This window comes from Paenibacillus haidiansis (genome assembly GCF_036553665.1).
GTDB classification, from domain to species: Bacteria; Bacillota; Bacilli; order Paenibacillales; family Paenibacillaceae; genus Fontibacillus; species Fontibacillus haidiansis.
This window is the reverse complement of sequence record NZ_JAZHPZ010000007.1, coordinates 1-22,374: the sequence shown is the minus strand read 5'-3', so window position 1 is coordinate 22,374 and position 22,374 is coordinate 1. Positions and strand designations below refer to the sequence as shown.

Annotated in this window: 24 protein-coding genes; 15 read left to right on the top strand and 9 right to left on the bottom strand. The window is 45.5% G+C overall.

Translation table 11 applies throughout. The features are described 5' to 3' along the window. Nucleotides 1-158: 158 nt before the first annotated feature. Nucleotides 159-905 (top strand): 2-phosphosulfolactate phosphatase, encoded by a 747-nt coding sequence (locus tag V3851_RS15115; RefSeq protein WP_331847390.1) that lies wholly within the window; start codon nt 159-161, stop codon nt 903-905. Here V3851_RS15115 and V3851_RS15110 read toward each other — a convergent pair whose 3' ends face one another. Continuing rightward, on the bottom strand, nt 906-1,562 hold the full coding sequence (locus tag V3851_RS15110; RefSeq protein WP_331847389.1) for a YitT family protein: 657 nt from the start codon (nt 1,560-1,562) through the stop codon (nt 906-908). 905 nt (nt 1,563-2,467) lie between these two features. Between V3851_RS15110 and V3851_RS15105 the strand changes: the two genes are divergently transcribed. The 3 genes from V3851_RS15105 (at nt 2,468) to V3851_RS15095 (ending at nt 4,456) form a co-directional block, all read left to right on the top strand. Continuing rightward, nucleotides 2,468-3,136 carry a hypothetical protein gene (locus V3851_RS15105; RefSeq protein ID WP_331847388.1) on the top strand — a complete coding sequence of 223 codons (669 nt, stop codon included), beginning with the start codon at nt 2,468-2,470 and terminating at the stop codon, nt 3,134-3,136. A gap of 65 nt (nt 3,137-3,201) precedes the next feature. Then, nucleotides 3,202-3,723, top strand: a complete 522-nt coding sequence (locus V3851_RS15100) for a hypothetical protein (RefSeq protein WP_331847387.1) — start codon at nt 3,202-3,204, stop codon at nt 3,721-3,723. A 352-nt stretch (nt 3,724-4,075) separates the two neighbouring features. After that, complete coding sequence (locus V3851_RS15095; protein ID WP_331847386.1) at nt 4,076-4,456, top strand: VOC family protein; 381 nt, start codon at nt 4,076-4,078, stop codon at nt 4,454-4,456. Between the two features lie 117 nt (nt 4,457-4,573). On the opposite strand, the gene V3851_RS15090 is transcribed toward V3851_RS15095, so the two are convergent. After that, nucleotides 4,574-4,753, bottom strand: coding sequence for an H-type small acid-soluble spore protein (locus tag V3851_RS15090; protein ID WP_331847385.1), 180 nt, complete (start codon nt 4,751-4,753; stop codon nt 4,574-4,576). A 241-nt stretch (nt 4,754-4,994) separates the two neighbouring features. Between V3851_RS15090 and V3851_RS15085 the strand changes: the two genes are divergently transcribed. The 6 genes from V3851_RS15085 to V3851_RS15060 all read left to right on the top strand — a co-directional run bounded on the left by V3851_RS15085 (nt 4,995) and on the right by V3851_RS15060 (nt 11,001). Further along, nucleotides 4,995-7,187, top strand: coding sequence for a 5'-nucleotidase C-terminal domain-containing protein (locus tag V3851_RS15085; protein WP_331847384.1), 2,193 nt, complete (start codon nt 4,995-4,997; stop codon nt 7,185-7,187). Between the two features lie 134 nt (nt 7,188-7,321). Continuing rightward, complete coding sequence (locus V3851_RS15080; protein WP_331847383.1) at nt 7,322-7,624, top strand: hypothetical protein; 303 nt, start codon at nt 7,322-7,324, stop codon at nt 7,622-7,624. A 4-nt stretch (nt 7,625-7,628) separates the two neighbouring features. Continuing rightward, a complete protein-coding gene (locus V3851_RS15075; protein WP_331847382.1) occupies nt 7,629-7,997 on the top strand; it encodes a sortase family protein in 369 nt (122 codons plus the stop codon). Nucleotides 7,998-8,038: 41 nt separating this feature from the next. Beyond that, a complete protein-coding gene (locus tag V3851_RS15070) occupies nt 8,039-8,338 on the top strand; it encodes a class F sortase (RefSeq protein WP_331847381.1) in 300 nt (99 codons plus the stop codon). Next, nucleotides 8,335-9,453 (top strand): amidase domain-containing protein, encoded by a 1,119-nt coding sequence (locus V3851_RS15065; protein WP_331847380.1) that lies wholly within the window; start codon nt 8,335-8,337, stop codon nt 9,451-9,453. The genes V3851_RS15070 and V3851_RS15065 overlap by 4 nt, the downstream gene beginning before the upstream one ends. Before the next feature lie 69 nt (nt 9,454-9,522). Continuing rightward, nucleotides 9,523-11,001 carry an oligosaccharide flippase family protein gene (locus tag V3851_RS15060; RefSeq protein WP_331847379.1) on the top strand — a complete coding sequence of 493 codons (1,479 nt, stop codon included), beginning with the start codon at nt 9,523-9,525 and terminating at the stop codon, nt 10,999-11,001. 11 nt (nt 11,002-11,012) lie between these two features. Here V3851_RS15060 and V3851_RS15055 read toward each other — a convergent pair whose 3' ends face one another. Next, nucleotides 11,013-11,879: a helix-turn-helix transcriptional regulator gene (locus V3851_RS15055; protein WP_331847378.1), complete on the bottom strand. Its 867-nt coding sequence runs from the start codon at nt 11,877-11,879 to the stop codon at nt 11,013-11,015. 164 nt (nt 11,880-12,043) lie between these two features. Here V3851_RS15055 and V3851_RS15050 point away from each other — a divergent pair, with 164 nt between their 5' ends. After that, nucleotides 12,044-13,435 (top strand): family 4 glycosyl hydrolase, encoded by a 1,392-nt coding sequence (locus V3851_RS15050; protein WP_414859322.1) that lies wholly within the window; start codon nt 12,044-12,046, stop codon nt 13,433-13,435. Nucleotides 13,436-14,214: 779 nt separating this feature from the next. On the opposite strand, the gene V3851_RS15045 is transcribed toward V3851_RS15050, so the two are convergent. Both V3851_RS15045 and V3851_RS15040 read right to left on the bottom strand, forming a co-directional pair. Further along, nucleotides 14,215-15,384, bottom strand: a complete 1,170-nt coding sequence (locus tag V3851_RS15045) for a YhgE/Pip domain-containing protein (RefSeq protein ID WP_331847377.1) — start codon at nt 15,382-15,384, stop codon at nt 14,215-14,217. A 112-nt stretch (nt 15,385-15,496) separates the two neighbouring features. Beyond that, the gene (locus tag V3851_RS15040; RefSeq protein ID WP_331847376.1) at nt 15,497-16,276 is read right to left on the bottom strand and encodes a nuclear transport factor 2 family protein; all 780 of its coding nucleotides are present in this window, start codon (nt 16,274-16,276) and stop codon (nt 15,497-15,499) included. Between the two features lie 191 nt (nt 16,277-16,467). On the opposite strand from V3851_RS15040, the gene V3851_RS15035 reads away from it, so the two are divergent. Next, complete coding sequence (locus V3851_RS15035; protein ID WP_331847375.1) at nt 16,468-17,073, top strand: TetR/AcrR family transcriptional regulator; 606 nt, start codon at nt 16,468-16,470, stop codon at nt 17,071-17,073. Nucleotides 17,074-17,166: 93 nt separating this feature from the next. Here V3851_RS15035 and V3851_RS15030 read toward each other — a convergent pair whose 3' ends face one another. From V3851_RS15030 to V3851_RS15020, 3 genes are all read right to left on the bottom strand, one after another. After that, nucleotides 17,167-17,967: an arsenite methyltransferase gene (locus V3851_RS15030; protein ID WP_331847374.1), complete on the bottom strand. Its 801-nt coding sequence runs from the start codon at nt 17,965-17,967 to the stop codon at nt 17,167-17,169. A gap of 69 nt (nt 17,968-18,036) precedes the next feature. Continuing rightward, entirely contained in the window at nt 18,037-18,387 is a 351-nt protein-coding gene (locus tag V3851_RS15025) for an ArsR/SmtB family transcription factor (RefSeq protein WP_331847373.1), read from the bottom strand. A 14-nt stretch (nt 18,388-18,401) separates the two neighbouring features. Then, nucleotides 18,402-18,569: a hypothetical protein gene (locus V3851_RS15020; protein WP_331847372.1), complete on the bottom strand. Its 168-nt coding sequence runs from the start codon at nt 18,567-18,569 to the stop codon at nt 18,402-18,404. 227 nt (nt 18,570-18,796) lie between these two features. On the opposite strand from V3851_RS15020, the gene V3851_RS15015 reads away from it, so the two are divergent. The 3 genes from V3851_RS15015 to arsC are packed head-to-tail and all read left to right on the top strand — an operon-like array spanning nt 18,797 to nt 20,887. Beyond that, on the top strand, nt 18,797-19,123 hold the full coding sequence (locus V3851_RS15015) for an ArsR/SmtB family transcription factor (protein ID WP_331847371.1): 327 nt from the start codon (nt 18,797-18,799) through the stop codon (nt 19,121-19,123). Between the two features lie 12 nt (nt 19,124-19,135). Beyond that, entirely contained in the window at nt 19,136-20,428 is a 1,293-nt protein-coding gene (locus V3851_RS15010; protein WP_331847370.1) for an arsenic transporter, read from the top strand. 33 nt (nt 20,429-20,461) lie between these two features. Beyond that, the gene (gene arsC, locus V3851_RS15005; protein WP_331847369.1) at nt 20,462-20,887 is read left to right on the top strand and encodes an arsenate reductase (thioredoxin); all 426 of its coding nucleotides are present in this window, start codon (nt 20,462-20,464) and stop codon (nt 20,885-20,887) included. Between the two features lie 66 nt (nt 20,888-20,953). Here arsC and V3851_RS15000 read toward each other — a convergent pair whose 3' ends face one another. Further along, a complete protein-coding gene (locus V3851_RS15000; RefSeq protein ID WP_331847368.1) occupies nt 20,954-22,282 on the bottom strand; it encodes an IS3 family transposase in 1,329 nt (442 codons plus the stop codon). Nucleotides 22,283-22,374 lie beyond the last annotated feature (92 nt).

The window sequence follows — 22,374 nt, the reverse complement described above, 5'->3', positions numbered from 1 at the left end:
ACTGCAAATTCCCGGTAAAACGCGAGACCGCAAACTAATTATTTGCAAGTCCCATCATTTGTATTCCTTTTTCGGTTCACGGAAAGGAGCACTCTTTTCGCCGGAAAATATAATGTTAAAAAATGTGGCCTATGTGCTTTAGTGAGAGGAGTTATTTAATGACCTTGAGGATTATTCAGGGACACCGCCCCATACCGGGCCCTTCGCAAATCAATATCGTAATTGATGTGATACGGGCCTTTACCGTAGCGCATTACGCTTTTATTAAAGGGGTGGAGGGCATCGTCCTGGCAGGTAATCCGGAGGAAGCGTTCCGTTTAAAACAACGGAATCCGGAATTTCTGCTGGCGGGCGAAATTGGAGGGCTTCACGTTCAAGGGTTCGATCTGGATAATTCGCCCGAACGCTTGACCAAGCGGGATGATCTGGAGGGGAAATACCTGATTCAAATGACAACCAATGGAGTAAAAGCAACCTTAAACGCATTGAATGCCGATTGCACATTTGTGACCGGATTTTCCAATGCTAAAACGACGGCGGAATTTATAAAAAGCAAATTCGGCGCTACGGGACGGACAGGGGCCGTCAATATCATCGCATCCCATCCGTCGGGCGACGATGATCTGGCTTGCGCGCAATATATGGCCGGTATTCTCCGGGGCTTGAACGTTCCGTCGGCCGATCAAACGATGGAACGGATCCGCGCCTCGGAAGCGGCTCAAAAATTTTATGATGTTAATAAACCCGAATTTTTGGCGGAGGACATTTCGCTTTGTGCGAAGGAGATAAGCTCGGATTTTGTCATGAAGGTAAATCGGAATACCGTGCCGTTGATTGAGAAAGTCCGGGTGGAGGGAGGCCCGATTCCAGTTTCTGCAGCTCATTTTGTTAATGCAGTTAAATAATTACTTTTTGCGCCAAGCGGGATGATAAATCGATTTGAGTCCGGGAAATTGGTGAAGCCAGTTGATAATCCGGGTCGACAGCCATTGGCAGACAAACGCAAGGATGATAATTTTCCAATCGATCACATAAGCGGTAAGAGAAAAAATCAATCCGTTCATCCAAAACAAGGAGGTGCCCGGATTGATTCTTTTGTATTTGTAAAGCGCCAGGGCGATATATCCGATTCCACCGTTAGATACCCGCTGTCGAATCAGGATGGATATCCCCGTTCCTAGAAGAACTGAGCCTACCAATAGATCGATCCATACATTATTGAATGGCGGTTCCAAAAAGACCTCGAAAAAGTTTACCGAAACGGAAGTTGCCGTGATGACGAATATCGTCCCGACGGCGCTGACGCTGCCAAGATAATGAACCGTGAAGAGGATAAAAACAATATTGGCCAGCCATAGGCCGAAGCCTACAGGCAATCCGAATTTATGACTCAGGAGAACCGCGATTCCGGCACCTCCTCCGGAGGGGATGGCATGAGGGAACAGAAACATCGCCATTGCGAAAGCTTGAATGACGGAGCCGGCCGTGATGAAGAGAAATTTCTTCGCGAGACGGCGAAACAAATCGGCTCTGCTTCCGCCGCGTATGATCTGTATGTTCACCACTTGAAATCATCCTTCGCAGATTGAATTGTAACGGATTTGACCCAGACTGTAGCGGATCGAAAGCCAGTCCTGCTTTTTATAGTGTATGTCTACTGCCAATAGGGGATGCCGGATATTCAACAAAAAGATATTTTGGAGTTCGACTCCTGTGGGATGGAATTTGACAACAAGATCTTCACAGTTACCGTGGACGTGGCGAATGGAAATTACGAGTACTAAATAATCAAAGCCGCAAACGGGCCCATATGATATGAGCCCGCTTGCGGTGTCAGAGGACAATAACATACTTCCATAAGAACCGGTATCCCGCTGGGTCTTCTATTTTATAAGGGACCAAGTACTTGTTCCAAAAGTACAATATGGCGTAAGTCTACTACTTATTGAATTTGGTGAGCTTTTTGTAAATCAACGATATCAATAGAAGAATAATATTGGAGTGGAGTGGGCCCGAAGCGAATTTATGTTTGACAAATCGGCTGGTTGAAGCCGGACAAAAGGGTCGGAGGACATAAACAGGAGCATATACAACTTAAAGAGTCGAGTTTTTCGCTTCTAGCGATATAAGTTTTTATCTCGAACTAAAGACAAACATAAATCAAAAAGACGAAACTCAACAAGTAATAAAGCAACATCAGATTATAAAAAGCTGCTCATCAGTTTGCAGACACTAGGGACTGCCACCATAATGTGAGACAGATGTTTTTATTTTATAATGTCACAATTGTTCTAAAATCATAGCAAATGGATTGAAAACCATGTATTACCATGTTATAATTTGTTATACATTAATTGATTGTTCCAAATGTGGATTGTTTGAGTAAGTAGACAGCGTATCTTATTACATAAAATTAATATATAACATGCTGGTTTATTGATGCTAAAACGAAAGGTGATTCATATTTATGGGGTTTAAAGATAATAACTCTAAAAGGATCCAAAAAAAATTGTTTATCGGAATAATCGTTGTTGGTTTATCAACAATTACGGCTTGTATTCCTAAAGAAATTAAACAAACAGAGTTAATAACCGATTATAATCGCCATTTGATTGGAAAAGAAGCAAGGGGCGATTATATTATATATCGAAACGGGGCATTTATTGATTCTAACGGAGTTGAGTTATCACCAGAAGAATTAATGAAAAGAACACGAAATACTCTTCCTGAAAACAGGATTATCACAAAGATAATGGAAGAGAATTTTATACCTACATCAATTATTGAGATTAAAACAAATGAAAAAAAGGGAGTATTTATTTCTCCAGAGATAATTACTGTAAATGGTTCGATAAGCGTCTTAACTGATATTAGGGGAAGGGGGTGGGAACTAAAAAGTGGTGATTCTGTAGAATATGCATTTGAAAAGTATAAATCGGAGGTGGTTGAAAATCAAAATATATTAATTGGTTACATTAAAGACGGTGTCCTAAATCCATGGCAAAAATTCGATCAAATAAAGGGAAATTACAATTTAACTATTGAGGAATCAGGGCAATATTACTTTTACATAATAAATGCAAGTTCTGACACAATTGCTTTGAAAGAGGGAGCGTTAAAGCTCATACAAAACTGATATTTTATTTTTACAAATTTGCAATTCATTCTACCCTATTAATTTTAATTTTAAGGAGATATAATATGAAGAAAAAAATGATGAGTTTATTATCAGTTTTATTTTTGTCACTTTTTCTAGCAGTATCGGTAAGCACTGCAGCATCTATTGATGGTGCCAAAGGAGCGTCTTCTAGCACTGATATTACCTGGGCTTATACAAAGATTGATGCTGATGGCAAAGTCATCGAAGAAGGAATTATTCCTATGCAGAGCGCAGAAAATGGTACTATTAAGCCTCAAATGGTTTGGAAAGGGATAATTTTGGAAAATAATGAAGGTGCGTATTTTTATCCGGTTGGTCAGAGCTCGGGTCTATATGCAGTCGAGGATACAGAGATGATCATTAAATACCAATTAAGCAGATCTGCAAAGCATCGTGCATGGGTTAGAGCTTATTACACCCCAGGAGAAGAATGGGCATTTGAAGGTACAACATCTAGTCTATCAGCTTTGTATTACACTCCCGTAGATGATTATTACTTAGGATGGCTGAAGAACCTATCCTCTGACGAGTTTACCATTAACCAATTTGAAATTAGTTTTTAATAAATGCTTTTTTATACTTTGAGATTAATAATCCTTTATACAAACAGTGTTTCAAAAGGCTCTGTTGTAGTAAATTAGTTAATCAAATTATATTAATTAAGTAGCTGCGTTTACGTAGCTTTCAGGCTGTCAAGAAAGTCTTGACAGCCTTTTTTAGTGCGCCCGGCATGGGCGATAACTTGGCGGGCGCACTAAATCAAAACCGCAAGCGGGCTCAAATGAGCCAACTTGCGGTTTTATTATGGATACGCTTAAATCCTCCGGTCTTTAATGTATACATGTATATTGAAATTAAGTATATTAAAATTGAGGCATTATGCCGGACAATCCATCCAATAGGAGGAACAGGATTATGATCAATCAAATCGGCCAAATTATGCTTTACGTGGACGACCAAGATCAGGCGGTACGATTTTGGACCGACAAAGTCGGATTTGTCGTCATTTCGGAAGAGGATAACGGCCAAGGGATGCGTTGGATCGAAATTGCACCGAACAAAGGAGCCCAAACTTCTTTCGTGCTTCATAACAAGCAACTGATCGCCCGGATGCAGCCGGAGCTGAACCTGAATACACCGTCCCTCATGTTTTATGACGATGATCTGGACGGCTTGTACCAAGCCTTTCAGGAAAAAGGAATAACGGTCGGGGATCTGGTGAATATGCCGCAAGGACGGGTATTCAACTTTGCCGACGATGAGAATAACTATTTTGCGGTTATAGAAAAAAAGTAAGTTGGAAAAATTAGCAAATGACAAATAACATAATATATATTATGTAAACTTAAATTTCATTAACAAACCTCTGTCAACAAAACAGGAGGGATGCCGGGTGCATCGCCTCCTGTTTTGCTACCCTTCGTTAAGTTGTGACAAGGCGACTTCGCGTTCATTTTCCCGGTCGTTGAGCGGATAGATACGTGCCGTTTCCTTTTTTTCGTCCACATGCTGAATATAGACCGAAACACCGTCGCAAGTCACGTTCACCATCGTGGGTGAGTCGGCGATTTCTTTTGCGCGTTGACTGTTCATTGCATACCTCCGAAGTAGTTTGGACTAGGCAGATTCTACTACATTCTACTACCCTAAGTTGCCCTCGCAGGACCGAAAATATCCATTCAATATGAGAAAAAGCAACAGATAAGCGAGTTTTGTTAATGCTTTGTAAATTTAAATAGCGTAGTTTGTTCGAATTATTTACATCCAAATCTATTAAATTTATATTAAATAGTGTAATAGTAAACTTGATAAGTGAAAGAGGAGGATTTAGTAGATGCGGTTATCGAACAAGTCACTCGCCAAGCTTCTTGCCGCCGCGGTCGTCGCTGCCGGACTGGTTCCCGGGGCGGCCGGCGGGACGGTCAGCGCGGCCGAGAGCGCAGGCGGTTCCGGGGAATTTCAATTGCGGATCTTGCATACCAATGATACGCATGCCCACCTGGACAACATCGACCGGCGGGTAACGGCCGTGCAGGGTGCCAGAACCGACAATACCCTGCTGCTCGATGCGGGAGACGTATTCTCGGGTACGCTGTATTTCAATCAATTCAGCGGTCTGGCGGATCTGTATTTTATGAATGAAATGAAATACGATGTGATGACCTTCGGGAATCATGAATTCGATAAAGGCCCCGGCGCCTTGGCCGAATTTGTGAAACAAGCCAAATTCCCGTTTGTCAGTGCCAATGTCGATTTCAGCGCCGAACCCGCGCTTAGCGGTGTGCTCCAAAGCGGAATCGGAGCGCCCGGGGAAGCGGGTCATATTTATCCGTCGCTGATTAAGGAAATCGACGGCGAAAAGATCGGCATTATCGGTCTTACCACTCCGGAATCCTCCGTACTTTCTTCACCGGGACCCAACATTAAATTTCTGGATGAGGTAGAAAGCGCCCAAAAGCAAGTGGATGCGCTTGAAACGGAAGGCATCGACAAGATTATCGTATTGTCTCATCTCGGGTATACGGTGGATCAGCAGCTGGCCGAGAGCGTAGACGGGATCGATATCATCGTCGGCGGCCATTCCCATACCCAGCTTGACGTTCCCGAAGTGCACCATGCTGAAGCCGAGCCGACACTGATCGTGCAAACGGGCGAATATGACGAACATCTGGGACAGCTCGATGTGACGTTTGACGAAAACGGCGTGCTGGATACATGGGAAGGCAAGCTGATCGATCTTAACGCCCAGGACGATGCCGGCAATTATTTGATTCAAGGCGATGCAAAGGCCGCGGCCAAGCTGGCCGAGTATACGGCTCCGCTGGAAGAACTGAAAAAGACGGTCGTCGGGAAGTCCGATGTAAATCTTGACGGCGAGCGCGACAATGTGCGCAAGCAGGAAACGAACCTCGGCAATCTGGTCGCCGACGGGATGCGTTCGAAAGTCATGAGCATTGTGAAAGAGTCCGATGTTAAAGGCTATGTCACGATTCAAAACGGCGGCGGCATCCGCGCTTCGATCGACACAGGAGATATCACGCTCGGCGAATTGCTGACGACCATGCCGTTCGGCAACAACTTGAGCGCACTTAAAATGACCGGCACTGAGATCATCGCGGCTCTGGAAAACGGAGTAAGCGGTGTCGAGAACGGCGAAGGCCGGTTCCCGCAGGTTTCGGGATTGCGCTTCTACTACGATTCGACCAGAGATCCGGAAGTGATCGATGATGTGACCGGGGCGAAGACGCAAACCGGACAACGCATCGAGAAGGTCCAAATCCAAAATGAAGACGGCACGTATTCCGATATCGACCCGAAGGGCTACTATATCGTGGCCACAAATTCTTATATGGCCGATGGCGGCGATTTCTACAGTTCGATGAAACAGGCCAAAAATGACGGCCGTTATTATGAATTGAACCTGGTCGATTATGAAGTGTTCCGCGAATATCTGGAGAAGGTCGGCGCCGTGAACATCGCTGCGGAAGGCCGGATCACGGATTTGAAGGGAGCCGCCCTTCCTGGAGAAGCCGGGGGCTCGAACACGGGCTCAAGCCAGGAGCCGGGAGAAGGCACGAACGCTCCGAATTCATACCGCTTCAAGGACATCGCGAATGATCCGAATGCGGCGCTGATCGAACAAGCGGCGGGAGAAGGAATTATTGAGGGTTATGGCGACGGAACCTTCCGTCCGGACGAATACGTAACGCGCGCCGAATTTGCGGTAGCGGTTAACCGTATTTTTAAATTGGAGGAATCCTCGAGAGATAGCGGATATAGCGATGAAGACAGTATTCCGGAATGGGCATTGCCCGCAGTTGCCGCCCTTACGGAAGGCGGATTCATGGGCCCGTTCGGGGACAACAACTTCGGGCCGGATCAAACTCTGACCGTAGGGCAAGCCGAAAAGGTCTTCGCTGCCTTTAGCGGCCCAGTCAATAATACGTCAGGCTTGGAAGCGAACGCAACGTTGACGCGCAGCGATCTGGTTTTGCTCATCATGTCCGAATTGCTGCAACATAATTAATTGATTATATTAAGCGCTGCAAACGCATAGTTTGCGGCGCTTTTTTGCGTAAATGGTAAAAAGATCCCATCTTTAAAGTTTGGAAAATTGGTTACCATATTTTCTGGGGATCAATAATCCAAAGGAGGAATACGATGAAAAAGTTATCGGTTGCCATTTTGACAGCGTGTCTGTTGCTTTCTTCGGTCTCGGCCGTTAGCGCGAGCGCTGCTCCGGTCGGCCAAAAACAGGAACAAAAGATTCATCAGAAGAGTGTGAAGAAGAAAGAGGAAGCGAAAAAAATTCGCGCCAAAGCCACTCATAAAGCAGGTGTTCATAAAAAATCTACCGGCGCCGGCAAGATCAAAGCAAAAAGCATGAAGACCAAGAGCATCAAAACCAAGGCTACTGAAATGCCGAAATCCGGTTTCGGCGGCGCGAGCGAACAAACCGAATAGGGGGATGAAAGAGGGCGCCTACAATCCCTCTTTCTTTCTTAATATGAAGATAAAGCAAGGGATGAAACGGTCGCTGCTTTTATTATCATTTATCGTTTGCTTTACCGGCTGCGCTCAGGACGCCGGCAACAAAACTCAGAGTCCAGCACCTGCTCCCGTTCAATCTTCCCGTACCCGTGTTCCGGAAAAGACCAATTGGACCCCGGAAAACAAAAGTTCGGTTCAAGCAAAGAAACTTACCGTAAAGGAAGCCGTTTCGCCCTTCATCCCAACTCATTTAATCATTCCCGCCATTAAAGTTTCCGCGCAAGTCGTACCGGTTGGGGTGCTTGAGAACGGGCAGATGGATATCCCGAAGCGGACCGAATTGTAGGAATTCTGCATCCGGGAACGCTTGCCGGGAAGAAGGGCAATATGGTCATGGACGGGCATGTGGACAGTTATACGGGCCCCGCCATTTTTTTTGATCTGAAAAAACTGCAGCCCGGCGACGCGATCATTGTCCGAAACCGGAAATCGGACCGCTCTTTGATCTACAGGGTCGAATCGGTTGAAGCATTTAATACGTCCGAAGCGCCTATTGAACGAATCTTTGGCGAAACGGATGAAATTCGTCTTAATTTGATAACCTGTACCGGTAAATACAGCCGTAAGAAAAAAGAACATGAGAAAAGACTTGTTGTCTTTGCAAAGCTGGATGGTGATGACAAATGAGAACAATTGGCAAATGGATGATATGCATGATCGTTTTGTCGGTATGCTGCTTATATCGCGGTGAAGAGGTCTTGGCCAAAAGAAACAAGCCTAAAGATGAAGTTGAAGTTTATTTGAAGCATGTGTTCGACAAGAGAGCCGATGTCTTGGTAAATCAGAAAATATCGGATCTAGAGGCCGATTACTTAACCAATAAAGTGAGCAGAAACGCCCTGTTTAACGAATTTAGACGCGTTAAATATATCAATACCTGGGCGGCCATCCGAGCGATCAAACTGATTGATGCGGACAGCGAAATCCGGATTGTGCGGACCAAAGTAACCGACGAAACCGCGGTTGTGTCTATAGTTCAATCCCTGAAAATCAGCTACGATTATCTGAATGAGATTGTTCCCGTTCAATCTTTCGGCATCGGCACCCGTCATTTTATCACCTTAAAGAAATCGGAAGGCGAGTGGAAGATCGCCCGGGAATGGTATCTGGACCCGCTTGACGAAAATCCCGACAAAATCGCCGAAACTAAAACCGGTGTGGCTCCTTCCGTCAAAACCAAGGTGGATTGGGACGGCGGCAAGAAATTCAACCGGAAGCAGGCGGTCGCTTACGCGAACAAGTATGCCGGATTAGCCTGGGGGGCCGGGAATAACCGGCGCTACAACCAATATTACCTGGATTATACAAGCCGGGGAGGAGACTGCACCAATTTTGCTTCGCAAGTGATCGGAGATAAGAAGGGGGGCGGGCTCCCCATGACGAGCAATTGGCGCTACGGCAAACATTCCGGCGGCACTCAATATTGGGTTCGGACGGACTCCTTCAGTTATTTCCTCACGCGGAGCGGGTACGGAAAGCTCGTGGGTAAAGGAGATTTTCAGCATATTGTTGAGCCGACCAAGGAACATCCTCAAGGAGCGATCGCTCGTCTGCTGCCCGGGGATCTGGTCGGGTATATTATAGACGGAAACGATGTGGATCATTTTTCGGTGATTGTCGGATTCGACGATTACGGATACCCGCTTGTCAATTCACACACCGCGGACCGCTACCGCGTGCCATTTGATTTGGGCTGGGATCGTTATACCAAATATGTGCTGATTCATATTAACGACGAATGAGGTGCTTGTCAGCATAACTTTTTTTCAAGTGCAATAAAAATGAGGTATAACGTTATCCTTGGGGGAAACATGAAAAATCCTCATTTATTATTGCAGTCCGCGATCAGAGCCGGCGCGATGACCGTTGTGAAGCTGTTTGGTCTAATCGGCCGGGTCATCCTCGTCAGGCTGGTAGGCGCGGAAGGAATCGGGCTCTACCAAATGGGTTACTCCTTATACGGTTTTCTGGTTACGTTGTTTGGGGGCCTGCCGACCGCTTTGGCGATCATCACGGCCAAGAAGCCGAACCAGGGGTGGCAGCTGCTTAAGCTTTTATCGGTGGGCATCATATTTTCGAGCGGGATGATCAGCCTTGCGGTTTTCTGGGAAGCCCCCATAATTGCGGGGCTCTTGGGCAATCCCGGCTTAATCCATGCGCTGAAAAGCTTAGCGCCGGCCATTTTGGCCGCTCCTTTATTGGGCCTGCTACGGGGCTATTTGCAGGGGATGGAGCGCTTTGGCATTATCGCGGCTTCCGAAGTAATCGAGCAGGCCTGCCGGATCTTTATTATGGTGCTGATTATTTATTATTGCCTTCCTTTCGGCATAGAGATAGCCGTCGGCAAAGGTCTGTATGCCACCTTCTTGAGCGTGCTCATTTCCTTTGTCATATTAACCGTTTATGTATCCATCTACGGTGCGGCGAATTCATCCCGAATCCGTCTTTCTAAAGAAGGCGTTTCTCTGCCTATGGTCTGGTTTTTTCGGACCTCTCTGATGATTTCGCTTACCCGCCTGTTGGTTCCGGCCTCCGAGTTTATCGATGCCATTTTGATTCCAAATCGTTTGATGATCGCCGGGCACAGTCCCTCGGAAGCCACATCGATGTACGGGGTCATTACCGGAATGGCCGTTACATTAGTGTATACTCCTTCCCTGATCACGGAAGCTTTAAGCCATACGATGACCATGAGAATCGCCGCCGAATCGCAGCAAAGGGGGGGAAGGGCACAAACGCTTTTGCAGTTGGCCATGAAGTTAAGCTGGCTCTGGGGCTTAATCTCGGGTTCTTATATTTTTGTTTATGCCAATGAGCTGTCGTTTTTTCTGTTTAATACCGGCGAAGCCGGTCAATTAATCCGATATTTAGCGGTCATCCCCGTGATCGTGGGGCTGCGGGAGATGACGACGAGCATCCTGTGGGTTCAAGATAATAAAAAGATTCCTTTCTTCGGCCTCGGCATCGGGATTTGCTGCTCCATAGTGATTCAATATTTTGTTATAGCCATCCCCGGATACGGATACATAGGCGCAGCCGCCGGCATCCTTGCTATGGAACTGATCGCCACATTATGGAATATGAAAGAAATAAATAGAAACGTCTCCATATTCAAAATGATTCCTCTAGCTTTGCTCGACACCGCGGTAATTATCTGCATTGTCTTTGCGATCCAGTTCGCGGATATATCCGCCAGTTTAACGAGTTTCTTGGCGACCAGCGCTTTATTTTTTATTGTTGCCGGGGGATATATGTTGCTTAGGTGCAAGCCTTTCAATGTTACCAAGTGACCGTGAGCATCTCATTCATTCCGACCAAGCCTTCGGTAGGCTCGCGGGGTGAGGCCGGACAGCTTTTTGAACATTTTGCCGAAGTGCGAAAAGTTATCGAATCCGGCGAGCTCCGACACCCGAGTGATGCTGTGATCCGTTTCACGAAGCAGCCGCTCGGCTTCTTTAATGCGAGTAATGTTGATATATTCGGAGAAGCCGAAGCCGGTTACCTCCTTAAACATCCGGCTTAGATGACTCTTGCTGATGAAGAATCGGCGGGACAAGCTGTCCAGCCCGATCGGCTCGTTAAAATGCAGGTTGATGTACCGGACTATATCCGATACTTTCTTCTGCGCGGGAGTGGGTTCATAGTGCGGATTCGTTTCGCGTCTTTGAAAGCTCCGGGCTATAAACAGCAGCAGTTCCCCGGCCATATGGCGAATATGTAGCTGATAGCCGGGCGGACGGGCATGCAGCTCCGCGAGCAGGGAAGAGAGCAAGCCTTCCACCTGCAGCCGCTGCTGCAGGTTTAGCTTCATCAGCGGGTTACCATGGGTGAATGGGGCCAGAAGCAGCTCCCGATCTTGCGCCGAATATCCGTCAAAATAAGCGGGCGTAAAATAAAGCACGACCCGTTCATGGTTGGGCACACCCATATCGGAGGTTTTATGCACGGCGTTGGATTCCACCAATACCAGATCTCCGGAATGAATGTGGTAGGCGCTGTCTTTGATGAAGTAGTTCCGCTCGCCGTTAAATAAATAATAGAGTTCGTATTCCTCATGGTAGTGATTGGCCGCCATCGTGTAGTGACCCGTTCTTCGATCGAATTCGAGATGGAACGGATCATTTTGTTGCCCGAAGCGGAGCAGATCCGGGAGCTGCGGGAGCGACATTGAGATCACCTTCCGAGCGTATTTTTTCATTTTATTATAGCAAAAAAGGCGGGATTTCTTGATTAAATGCGTTTATTCGCGGAGAAATCAATCTATTATTTTGATAACCTCTACTCGAGAAGGGATCACAGGAACAATAATGACAAAATGGAGGAGGAGTAAACATGATCAAGCAAGGCAATCGCATCGAGCAGCTGCAAATCGCTTACATCGGAGGGGGCTCCCGCGGATGGGCATGGGGGCTCATGAGCGATCTCGCGCTAAGCGAGGAATTGTCCGGTACGGTGAAGCTGTACGATATCGACAAGGAGGCGGCCCGCCGGAACGAAATCATCGGAAACCGTTTGACCGCGCTGCCCGAATCCAAGGGTCAATGGAAATACGAGACCGCGGATTCGCTGGAAGAAGCCCTGCGCGGCGCGGATTTCGTGATCATATCGATTCTGCCCGGAACCTTTGAAGCTATGGCTTCCGATGTTCATACTCCGGAAAAGTACGGAATCTACCAATCGGTTGGCGATACGGTCGGTCCCGGCGGCATTCTCCGCGCCCTGCGCATCATTCCGACTTATGTTCAATTTGCCGAAGCGATTAAATCGTTTTGCCCGGAAGCTTGGGTCATCAACTATACGAATCCGATGACGGTATGCACCCGGACTTTGTATGAGGTTTTTCCGGAAATAAAAGCTTTTGGCTGCTGCCATGAAGTGTTTGGAGTGCAAAAGCTGCTCGCCGATATGCTGGAGGATATGCTGGGCATAAACGGGGTTCGGCGTGAGGAAATCAACACAAATGTGCTGGGGATCAACCATTTCACCTGGATAGACTCCGCGGAATACGACGGAATGGATCTGCTGCCGATCTATAAGGAATTCGCCGGGAAGTATTACGAGGAAGGCTTTGGCAAGCATGATATAGAGAATTGGATGAATAGCTATTTCGAATCGGCCCACCGCGTCAAATTTGATTTGTACCGGCGTTACGGTCTGATTGCGGCTGCCGGTGACCGCCATTTGGCCGAATTCTGCGGCAAATCCTATTTGTCTTCTCCGCAGGATATCGCTTCCTGGAAATTCAGTTTAACACCGGTATCCTGGCGGATGGACAACCGGAAACGCCTGATCGAGCAATCCGAACGGTTGGTGAACGGGGAGGAGCAGCTAAAGCCGAAGGGCTCTGGCGAGGAGGGCGTGCTTCAGATCAAGGCGTTATTGGGTCTCGGCGATATGGTGACGAATGTGAACCTCCCGAACATCGGCCAAATGGCCGGGCTACCGATGAACGCCGTCGTCGAAACCAATGCCGTGCTCTCGCGCAACCGAATCGCGCCGGTTGCCGCCGGCCGCCTGCCGGCAGAGGTTGAGTCGCTGGTGATGCGGCACGTCGTGAACCAGGAGACGACATTAAGGGCCGGTCTGGAAAGGGCCGAAAACCTCGCTTTTCGCGCCTTTTCGGCCGACCCGCTTGTGGCACTGGGCGTAGAGGACGCGAGAGCCTTGATGCGGGAAATGCTGCTGAATACGAAGGAATATTTGCCGGGTTGGGATTTGGCTTGAATTCGTTTGTACTTGCTCAGGGAGGACTTAACTTGACGATAGTTTCTATGCGTTATGAGTGGTAACGCTTACATAAAGTTGAATCAATTACATTTATTCAGTGAATGCGAATTGCGGATGCCACAAGAAAGATTCTTAGATGATGATCAGCAAAAGACCAAACTTTTACTTGGTACTAGAAAGCCCGGGTGACGAAAATCGGAATATTAACGCATCGAATATTTTTATCATGACAATCAATGACAAGCCACAAAGTCGGCTGAAGCTCAAGTATCAGTAGCAAAGCAACTACAATATAAGCAACCCGCAAGCGAAATTTTGAAAAGAACTCCTTGCGGGTTGCGCAAAAGTAAATGAAGAGTAGTAGCCAGGAATGTAGTTAATAAAGATTAAAATACTATTCGTAAAAGAAAGCCGCCAAATAAGGTAGTCGTGTAAAAGATAATGCCGAGAAAGCCGCTTTTTAAATTTATCATATTACTTCTTCACAAAACTCGTATTTTGTACATATGTATATAAGTTGATATCCGTCCTACCAAGATCTTGTCTAATCTAAGTCTAATCATGTATCTTGATAAACCTTTTCTTAGCAACTGTTTTATTTGGACAGAGAAACCTAATTAGATTATTATCAATATTAATAAAACCCACCGAATGCCGGTCAGCCTATAACGGTGGGTTTCTCCTTCATTCTCATCATCAAATCGGCAATGGTACGATGTTCTTGTCAACAAGCCAAAAACCGAACATTTAACATTAATCGCTCCTACTCTTTTAGTTTAGGAGTTTGTAACGGTATCCGTTGATCGCCCTGCCTTAAATCCTGAAGCGAGCAGCAGCACAAGAAATCCCCCGGCTACGCCCCACAAGATCAATGCATTTGAAGAGGCCGCATCCAGTCCGCCGAAGTACATCACTTCTCGCAACCCGTCTGCCGCAAACCGTAATGGCGTCCACGAGTAGATCCAATCTCGTGTTATCTGTGGCAAGAACTCGGGAGCCATGTTCAGCAGCGGGATGGAGAAGAACATCAGAAGTACGAGCAGCGGCATCGCCCGGAATCCGATCCAATTCAGCAAGGAAGATTGCAGCAGGAAAAACGTCGATCCGGCCAGCCATAAGAACAACCAAGTCCCCCCTGCATCTGCCATTTCCATGCCGTACCACGACATGGCCATCCAAATAGTAAATCCTGATGCAATGCTGATGATTGCAAGTCCCACGATCGCTTGCACCGCGATGACCGACCATCTACTTGAAGCTGCGGCAACCTCTTTCTTGCCAGCTAGGAACAAGAAAATTCCAGTCACCAGGCTTCCGATCCACATAATCTGGGTCAACAAAGCCGGCGCGTTCCCCGACGCATTGTTCATCCCCGGTGAATGTATGACTTCTTCCTGAATGTTCACGGGCGTCACTAAAGCTTTAGCTGTCTCAACTGGAACTTGCTCCTTTTGCTGTACGAACTGCTCAAGCAGTTGAAGTGACAGTTCTACGTTGATCATTCTCAGAGCTTGCTCCAATGCCTGTGTTACTACCGTCGAGGCTTGAGTGCTCATTCCTTCGTTGGATATGATCTTCACATGAGGGTAGATCGGCGAAGAGGTTACTAATGAATACAAGCAGCTGCTCAGATCAGCCGGAAGTACCAACGCTCCGTAATAATCGTGATTATCCAGTCCTTTCCGAGCTTCTTCCTCGGAGCCCACAACATGCCAGACGAACGGCAGCGCCGAGTTCGAACTCAATGTCGTCTGGATCATCTTCCCTACCTCTAACGTTCCGCCTGTTGGCAACTCCATCGGTTGGTCAAGGACCACGAGGGCCACTGGAAGCTCCTTTGGCTCTGACCCAAGCACTGAACCCATCATCGCAAATCCGAATACAATCAACACGACCAGGACGATTGCCACTCCCAGCCACGTCATTTTTTCTTTCAGTATGCTCATACTTCTCTACTCCTTGTCCGTTTACAATAGACATATAGTTGATGATCTCTTTGTTACGAATAAAAATAGCGCTGCTTAAGCAACGCTTTTATATCCATTTGAAGGGAAATCCTCAGAATCTACTGTTCGAATTTTTTCGTTTCTCTACCGGCAATATGGCCTCGATGACGTCCCAATGCTCAGCGATCTTTTCGTTCTCTACGCGAAACAGGTCGTAGAAAGCAGTTTCTTGACCATCGAATAGACCTTCACTCACTGCAAGCACAAAATCACCTTGTCCAATCACTTGATGGAGATGAGTATATTCGAATTTTATGTTTTTCTCATTCAGAGCCTGCAATGCTGCATGGAGACCGGACAGGCCGTCTGCAATATGCGGACTATGCTGAATGTAATTGTCCCCATCAAAGTAAGAGGCTAGCAGGCCTAGGTTTTTCCCAAGCAAGATGTTTTCAACATAGTTTTTGACAAATTGTTTGTTAGCATCCGTTTTGTCGATATCCTTTACCGTAACTGGTCCGTCAATCATCGTGTGATTACTTGGTGTCTTTCCTTCCATCTCTTGCATGTTGTCCCAGTGTTCAACAATTAATCCATCCTCAAAGCGGAAAATATCAATAATGATTTTGGGACCAAAAAACTCATATACGGAGTGAAGAACTACATAATCTCCATCAACCAAAGCACGCTTAATACTTACCTTTGTACCAATTTGCTTTAAATGATCAAGTGCACCAAGCATGGCTGCACGACCATCGAGTAAGCTTTGGTTGTGCTGAATATATTGATTTGGATTTACGTAAGCCGTAATCGCTTCGGGGTTTCCGCTCTCGAAACTTTCCAGTACAGCGACTGCCTTTAGAACAAGCTCATTTTGATTTTCTGATATCATTTGGGTATCCTCCTTGGTTTTTACAATCATTTGATAAATAATGAGCACTTGTTGTTTATTTATCTATCGCTCATTATAATAAAGGCTATAATTACACTCAATATTCAATAATTTTAGTTTTGAAGGATAACAGACAACTCATCAAACTTTGTCGTATAACGACTCAAAATAAACTTAGGAGGATCAAAAAAATGCACAAAAAGACCGACCTGAGAATACTACGCACGAAACAATCCATTCGAAAGGCATTTTATGAGCTTATTCAGGAAAAGGGATATGAATCGATAACCATCCAGGATATTGCCGATCGGGCCATAATCAACCGAAACACTTTTTATCTTCACTATCAAAACAAGCCTGATTTATTGGAAACATGTATAAATGAATTGTTGAGCGAACTAAAGGATGCCGTCGTTCTTTGTCCCGTCAGCATGAATCCCTTCAGCATTTCTATACTTGAAACGGTCATGAAAACTGTCCTAGAACATATCTCATGCAACAAGACCTTTTACTATGCCATGTTAATTGAAGAGAACAGAATCTATCAGTTTAGAGCAAAAATGGAGAATATCATTAAAGATAAATTAAATGGGGTGGGCGATCCTTCTCAGGGCCAATCGCATTTAGCGATTTCTAAGGAATTGCTGCTTGAATATCTTGTATCGGCTTTCATGGGGGTTGTTAATTGGTGGATTAAAAACGATCAGCCTCTTTCTGTTGAAGAAGCTTCATCTCAGTTTAGTAGAATTGTTAGCTATGGGCATTTGAAAGCTGCGGGCATCCTTGTCGAGGAATAAAAGTATCGAAGTCCTTCCCGAGTGTTTTTCTCTCTAAAGATAATCCGAAGATTTCTCTTATACTTGAAATCTTCGGATTATTAACGCAAATCACTATGGTTTAATGGCTTTAATGACTGCTGACAATGTATAGTCCTCAATATTACCGCCCGGTACCCAGTCCTTAATAAATTCACGCGATTCGTCTTTAGGTTCAACAATTATATTCGTAAATCCGCTCAATTTTAGCATTTCTTTGACTTCATCTACCGTAGATGCTCCAGATATACAGCTGGCCAAGGAATCAAGATCACTCTTGATTTCTTCCGGAAACTCGGCGGTCGCCACAACATCGGAAATGGCTAAACGGCCACCGGACTTTAATACACGGAATGCTTCACTGAAAACTTGAGATTTATCCGGAGACAAATTAATCACACAGTTTGAAATTATTACATCTACCGAATTATCGGACATAGGCAGATGTTCGATTTCACCAAGCCGGAATTCAACATTGTTGTATCCGTTAGTTTGAGCATTGTGCCGTGCACGGCTCACCATTTCCGGCGTCATATCGACCCCGTAGACCTTGCCCGACTCCCCTACTTGCTTGGATGCCAGAAAGCAATCAAAGCCGGCTCCACTGCCTAAATCGAGAACGACCTCCCCAGGCTTCAGCGATGCAATGGCTTGAGGATTTCCGCAACCAAGGCCAAGATTCGATCCTAACGGAACAGCCGACAATTCTTCTTCCGAGTATCCCAGTTTTGCGGATACTTCATCAGGCGTACCGCAGCAGCTAGTAGCTGATGGACTTGGCGAACAACAACTTGAATCAGAGCCGCTCTCCACAACAATTTGTTTGTAACGATTACGTACATGCTGACGAACTTCATCATTTTTCATTTGGCTCATGGATTACCTCTCCTTCAATAAATCAAATTAATTTGATTAATAGTTTAAAATGAAACCCACTATGTGGGATCACGAACAACAACCGCTTTGCCGATCGTCTAATTTCCGGAAGATACAGCACAGTTCAGGCGACAATAATCGATTTACTTCAGTATGATTTAACTCGTAATAGCTCCATGTCCCTTTCGTCTCTCGAGTAATTAAACCGGCATCAAGCAAGATTTTTAAGTGATAAGAGAGTTTAGACTGAGGCATATTTACGATTTCAACCAAGTCGCATACACACACACTTCCCTTTTGAGTGAGCTCATACATAATCTGTAAACGTTTTTGATCAGCTAAAGCTTTAAACTTGGCTTCATAGCTGGCAAAGTCAACAGCCTCTTGAGATTGTGAAATAACCGGGAGTTCTTTAATCATGTAGACACCTCCATTTAGCAGCAAGCTGGGCAACAATTCGCAATTGGCTGAGTGATATTCAGAGATGCTTTCTTTTCCTTCTCTTCTTTCATGATCGCCCATTTCCATGCGTGCCGCGCTTTTTGTTCAATTTCTTTTTGTTGATATTCCATGAGTCGTTCAAACAAGTAATAGCTAATCATTAGATTAACCTCCATACATCAAATTATTTTGATGAAAGCATCGTAACACGCTCAATTGGAAAATTCAAGTATTAATCAAAATAAATTGATTAAATAAATTTTAAAGTCATTGCCAATCATTAAAATGTTAAAATATGATCGAATATAATCACTTGCTAATATAACTGAATGATTATATAATCGACCTGCCAAAACATTACTGATGAAATAAGAAAGGAGTAAAAAATATGGTTCTGTCCGAAACATCTATCGCTGAGATGGCGGAGACGATGAAATTACTTTCTGATAAGACTCGATTAACGATTCTAGCCTTGCTCAAGGAAAGAGAAATGTGTGTATGCGATATTGTTGATATTTTGGAGACAACTCAGCCGAATATCAGTCAGCATCTAAAAAAACTTAAGACAGGTGGCATCGTAAACGAGACTCGCCGAAGCCAGTGGATATATTATTCGCTTAACATGAGCGACAAGCCTTATTTGCACGAGATCTTTATTCATCTTCCTTCCATGAAGGACAAAATCGATGCTCATAAACCGAATAGTTGTTGTTAAAATGGAGGTCCTATGCTCGCCATCGCTTCTATTATCTTTCTTGTTACTTTGATCTTTGTTATTTGGCAGCCCAAAGGGCTTGGAATTGGATGGTCCGCTTGCGGTGGTGCGATTGTTGCTTTAATCTGCGGAGTTGTTAATTTCCAAGACGTCTGGGATGTGACTCAGATCGTATGGAATGCCACACTTGCATTCGTTGCGGTTATTTTGATCTCTTTAATCCTGGATGAGATCGGATTTTTTGAATGGTCCGCACTTCATATGGCCCGTTTTGCCCGCGGCAATGGCACTCTCATGTTTGTTTATGTTATCTTGCTCGGTGCCGCAGTCGCCTTTTTCTTCGCAAATGATGGAGCAGCGCTCATTTTAACGCCAATCGTCCTCTCTATGGTAAGGGCGCTCAAATTCGACGATCGGATGATTCTCCCCTTCATCATGGCTAGCGGGTTTATTTCCGATACGGCTTCTTTGCCGCTGGTTGTAAGCAACCTGGTGAATATTGTGTCGTCCGATTTCTTTGGTGTTGGTTTCGTAGAGTATGCAAGCCGCATGATCGTACCCACACTCTTCTCGGTCGCGGCCAGTTTGCTTGTCCTGTATTTATTCTACCGGAAGAGCATTCCTAAGCATTATGACTTATCACAACTGAGGAAACCCAAAGATGCCATTAAAGATATGCGAATGTTTAAGATTTCTTGGGTCATCCTTGGTGTCCTTCTTATTGCTTATTTATTAAGCGAATTTATCGAAGTTCCCGTATCCATTATTGCCGGGGCTGTAGCTATCGTCTTTTTGCTTCTGTCAAAACAGAGTCAGCAGATCCATACTTGGAAACTTGTTAAAGGCGCACCTTGGTCTATTGTTGTCTTCTCCGTTGGTATGTATGTTGTCGTCTATGGGCTTAGAAACGTAGGTTTGACAGATCGACTTGGGGCTGTCTTTAACTGGGTTGGCGAACAAGGTTTATTCATCGGAACAGTTGGTACCGGATTTATAGCGGCTATCCTCTCATCTGTTATGAATAACATGCCTACAGTTATGATCAATGCCTTGGCTATAGACGGAACAAACCCAACGGGGATCCTGCGGCAAGCATTTATTTACGCAAATGTAATTGGTTCTGACCTGGGTCCGAAAATAACGCCGATCGGTTCGCTCGCTACCCTGCTATGGCTCCATGTTCTGTCTAGCAAAGGCGTTAAAATCTCATGGGGTGCTTATTTTAAGACAGGGATGGTCCTGACTATTCCCGTGTTGCTCATAACACTCTGTGGTTTGTACTTATGGCTTAAGGTTATAGGCTAATTATAAAATCAAACATAAAAGGAGTAATTGATAATGAACGATAAACCACTTGTCTATTTTTTGTGTACGGGGAATTCTTGCCGCAGCCAAATTGCTGACGGCTTTCTAAACGCTCTGAGTGGAGAAAAATACGAAGTTAAAAGTGCCGGCCTGGAAGCGCATGGACTGAATCCACGAGCAGTTCAAGTTATGAAAGAAGTCGGCATTGATATTAGCGGAAATAGTTCAGACGTGATCGATCCAGAAATTCTAAACCGAGCAACCTATGTCATTACGTTGTGTGGACATGCTGATGAGCATTGCCCCGTTATCATGAATCCAAATGTGATTAAATGGCATTGGGGTTTCGACGACCCGGCGAAGGCCACCGGTACCGAAGAAGAGATCATGGCGCAGTTTAGAAACGTCCGGGATGCGATCAAAAGCCGGATCGACTTATTTATTGGCCAGGGGCATTAAAAAAAAGAAGTTCCATCCGAACACGGATAAACTGGCCCCTTAGTCAAGGACACTTTAAAAAAAGGGTTAAGCCGCACTTAAAAGATGATTCCTGTATTGAACAGGAGTCATTTTTTTTCGTCCCCATTGATATCTGTGGTAATTGTAATAGCGAATGTAGCGATGAATCTCTCGTTCCAATTCAGCCAGTGTTGCACAGTTTCGGCTTTTTATATGATCTTTCAAATGTCCAAAGAAGGACTCCTGAGGGGCATTATCCCAGCAGTTTCCGCGTCGCGACATGGACTGTCCAAGGCCTTTCATTTTCAATAAGTGCTGGTAGGTGGGACTTGTGTAGTGGCTCCCTTGATCTGAATGGATGAAGGCGTCCTTATGGAGCTTCAATCGACGCTGTCTCGTTAATGATTTAACGGTGTCTGTCGCAAGACTTAAATGGAGGGTAGTGGAGAAGTTATGGGCAAGCAGTTCGCCTGTGGCGGCATCCAACACGGTCGACAAATAAGCCGTCTGCGATTTGCCATACGGGAGATAGGTGATGTCGGTGAGCAGCGCAAGTCCGGGAATCCCCTTCTTGAAATCCCTCTGCAGCTCATTAGGAACGGTGCGATGCTCGAGTGTTGCTTTCGCCATACGCCGATACGGATTGGCCCGTCGATGGGGACATATGAGATTAAACTTATTCATGAGTCGTTTGATTCGCTTGAGGTTGTACACCGTGTCATACTCATGTTCCAGTGTCATTTTGATCGAGCGCGAACCTTTCTTGAATCCTCTTCGATGAAAGGCTTTCTTAACAAGGGCTCCGGCTTGTTCATCCCTTCGCATACGTTCTTCACGCTTACCGGCAGATAAAAGGTAGTTGTAATAGCCTGAGCGTGATACGTCTAGCAGCTCACAAAGGAAGCCCGTCATGCGTGTGTATCCTTGTTCAATCGCGCCCTGGATAAGTTCGAATCGTTCACTTTTACCTAGGTTTTCTCCGTTTGCTAACAGCCTCCTTTCGCTCCTGTCTAACTTTTTTACGTATTCCAGTTGTGCCTCCAGCAGCTTGATCTTTGCTTCTTGTTGGGCAATAATCTCATCGGGTGATAACGTTGGTTTCAACGGACGTAAAGCTGCCTCTTTGCGTGAATCCGCCAGTCCGATGATTCCGTCTTTGTCATAGGCTTTCTTCCAACGATCCGCACTCTGCTCGACTCGCTTGATCCCGAGCATCTCCACGTCAAAGCCGTTTGCTTCAAAAATCTCTCGAGGAGTCCTTCCTAATAGATACTGGTCGATGAATACGCGTTTGAACGCATCGGCATACGTGATTGATTTCTCACTGACCCGCAAAACATTTGGATTATTCGCTAAAAGCGTACGTTCATTTTTATTAAAGAGTTTCTTACTCATGCCCTCGCCCCCACTATTGATTCCAGTATACAAAAAGGTACCCATACGCTAAACACTTTTTTCTAAGTGTCCAGTGTATGGGTACCAGTTTA

Excerpts from the sequence above, each read along its gene's own strand:
- V3851_RS15115 (WP_331847390.1), top strand. The coding sequence starts at position 159 with ATGACCTTGAGGATTATTCAGGGACACCGCCCCATACCGGGCCCTTCG.
- V3851_RS15105 (WP_331847388.1), top strand. The coding sequence starts at position 2,468 with ATGGGGTTTAAAGATAATAACTCTAAAAGGATCCAAAAAAAATTGTTT.
- V3851_RS15100 (WP_331847387.1), top strand. The coding sequence starts at position 3,202 with ATGAAGAAAAAAATGATGAGTTTATTATCAGTTTTATTTTTGTCACTT.
- V3851_RS15095 (WP_331847386.1), top strand. The coding sequence starts at position 4,076 with ATGATCAATCAAATCGGCCAAATTATGCTTTACGTGGACGACCAAGAT.
- V3851_RS15090 (WP_331847385.1), bottom strand. The coding sequence starts at position 4,753 with ATGAACAGTCAACGCGCAAAAGAAATCGCCGACTCACCCACGATGGTG.
- V3851_RS15085 (WP_331847384.1), top strand. The coding sequence starts at position 4,995 with ATGCGGTTATCGAACAAGTCACTCGCCAAGCTTCTTGCCGCCGCGGTC.
- V3851_RS15080 (WP_331847383.1), top strand. The coding sequence starts at position 7,322 with ATGAAAAAGTTATCGGTTGCCATTTTGACAGCGTGTCTGTTGCTTTCT.
- V3851_RS15075 (WP_331847382.1), top strand. The coding sequence starts at position 7,629 with ATGAAAGAGGGCGCCTACAATCCCTCTTTCTTTCTTAATATGAAGATA.
- V3851_RS15070 (WP_331847381.1), top strand. The coding sequence starts at position 8,039 with ATGGTCATGGACGGGCATGTGGACAGTTATACGGGCCCCGCCATTTTT.
- V3851_RS15065 (WP_331847380.1), top strand. The coding sequence starts at position 8,335 with ATGAGAACAATTGGCAAATGGATGATATGCATGATCGTTTTGTCGGTA.
- V3851_RS15060 (WP_331847379.1), top strand. The coding sequence starts at position 9,523 with ATGAAAAATCCTCATTTATTATTGCAGTCCGCGATCAGAGCCGGCGCG.
- V3851_RS15055 (WP_331847378.1), bottom strand. The coding sequence starts at position 11,879 with ATGTCGCTCCCGCAGCTCCCGGATCTGCTCCGCTTCGGGCAACAAAAT.
- V3851_RS15050 (WP_414859322.1), top strand. The coding sequence starts at position 12,044 with ATGATCAAGCAAGGCAATCGCATCGAGCAGCTGCAAATCGCTTACATC.
- V3851_RS15045 (WP_331847377.1), bottom strand. The coding sequence starts at position 15,384 with ATGAGCATACTGAAAGAAAAAATGACGTGGCTGGGAGTGGCAATCGTC.
- V3851_RS15040 (WP_331847376.1), bottom strand. The coding sequence starts at position 16,276 with ATGATATCAGAAAATCAAAATGAGCTTGTTCTAAAGGCAGTCGCTGTA.
- V3851_RS15035 (WP_331847375.1), top strand. The coding sequence starts at position 16,468 with ATGCACAAAAAGACCGACCTGAGAATACTACGCACGAAACAATCCATT.
- V3851_RS15030 (WP_331847374.1), bottom strand. The coding sequence starts at position 17,967 with ATGAGCCAAATGAAAAATGATGAAGTTCGTCAGCATGTACGTAATCGT.
- V3851_RS15025 (WP_331847373.1), bottom strand. The coding sequence starts at position 18,387 with ATGATTAAAGAACTCCCGGTTATTTCACAATCTCAAGAGGCTGTTGAC.
- V3851_RS15020 (WP_331847372.1), bottom strand. The coding sequence starts at position 18,569 with ATGATTAGCTATTACTTGTTTGAACGACTCATGGAATATCAACAAAAA.
- V3851_RS15015 (WP_331847371.1), top strand. The coding sequence starts at position 18,797 with ATGGTTCTGTCCGAAACATCTATCGCTGAGATGGCGGAGACGATGAAA.
- V3851_RS15010 (WP_331847370.1), top strand. The coding sequence starts at position 19,136 with ATGCTCGCCATCGCTTCTATTATCTTTCTTGTTACTTTGATCTTTGTT.
- arsC (WP_331847369.1), top strand. The coding sequence starts at position 20,462 with ATGAACGATAAACCACTTGTCTATTTTTTGTGTACGGGGAATTCTTGC.
- V3851_RS15000 (WP_331847368.1), bottom strand. The coding sequence starts at position 22,282 with ATGAGTAAGAAACTCTTTAATAAAAATGAACGTACGCTTTTAGCGAAT.